Below are 1,137 nucleotides of genomic sequence, written 5' to 3' on the forward strand. Positions count from 1 at the left end.
CACCCCCGCGAGGGGCCGTACCGCCGCGACCGAGAGTGGTTCGACCGACGCCAGGAGTGGTGCCACCCATGGCGGGGCTGGTGCCACCGCCCCCAGGGTTGGTGCCACCACCGCCGGGATTGGTGCCACCGCCACCAGGGTTGGTTCCGCCGCCACCGGGATTGGTGCCGCCGCCACCAGGGTTGGTTCCACCACCGCCGGGATTGGTGCCACCGCCACCAGGGTTGGTTCCGCCGCCGCCGGGATTGGTCCCACCACCACCGGGATTGGTGCCGCCGCCACCAGGGTTGGTTCCGCCGCCGCCGGGGTTGGTCCCACCGCCACCGGGGTTGGTGCCACCACCGCCAGGATTGGTCCCACCGCCACCGGGGTTGGTGCCACCACCGCCAGGGTTGGTGCCACCACCACCAGGATTGGTCCCGCCGCCGCCGGGGTTGGTGCCACCACCACCAGGGTTGGTCCCACCGCCACCGGGGTTGGTGCCACCACCGCCAGGATTGGTCCCACCGCCAGGATTGGTCCCACCGCCACCGGGGTTGGTGCCGCCGCCGCCAGGGTTGGTGCCACCACCGCCAGGATTGGTCCCGCCGCCGCCGGGGTTGGTGCCACCACCACCAGGGTTGGTCCCACCGCCACCGGGGTTGGTCCCACCACCGCCAGGATTGGTCCCGCCGCCGCCGGGATTGGTCCCGCCGCCGCCAGGGTTGGTCCCGCCGCCGCCAGGGTTGGTCCCGCCGCCGCCAGGGTTGGTCCCGCCGCCGCCAGGGTTGGTGCCACCGCCGCCAGGATTGGTCCCGCCGCCACCAGGATTGGTCCCGCCGCCACCAGGATTGGTGCCGCCGCCGGGGTTGGTGCCACCACCACCAGGGTTGGTCCCGCCGCCGCCGGGGTTGGTGCCACCACCACCAGGATTGGTGCCGCCGCCGCCAGGATTGGTCCCGCCGCCACCAGGATTGGTGCCGCCGCCGCCGGGGTTGGTACCACCACCGCCGGGATCGGTCCAGCCGCCGCCAGGATTGGTGCCACCGCCGCCAGGATTGGTCCCGCCGCCACCGGGGTTGGTGCCACCACCGCCGGGATCAGTCCAGCCGCCGCCGGGGTTGGTACCACCACCGCCGGGATCGGTCCAGCCGCCAC

The 1,137-nt window shown here is 74.2% G+C and carries 1 pseudogene; it reads right to left on the minus strand.

Annotated features, from left to right (window positions below):
• Positions 1 to 1,137 (minus strand): annotated as a pseudogene (locus KBA48_RS07760) (hypothetical protein); the annotation flags it as partial.

The sequence above is a fragment of the Niveispirillum sp. genome (assembly GCF_017996735.1).
GTDB lineage: Bacteria > Pseudomonadota > Alphaproteobacteria > Azospirillales > Azospirillaceae > Niveispirillum.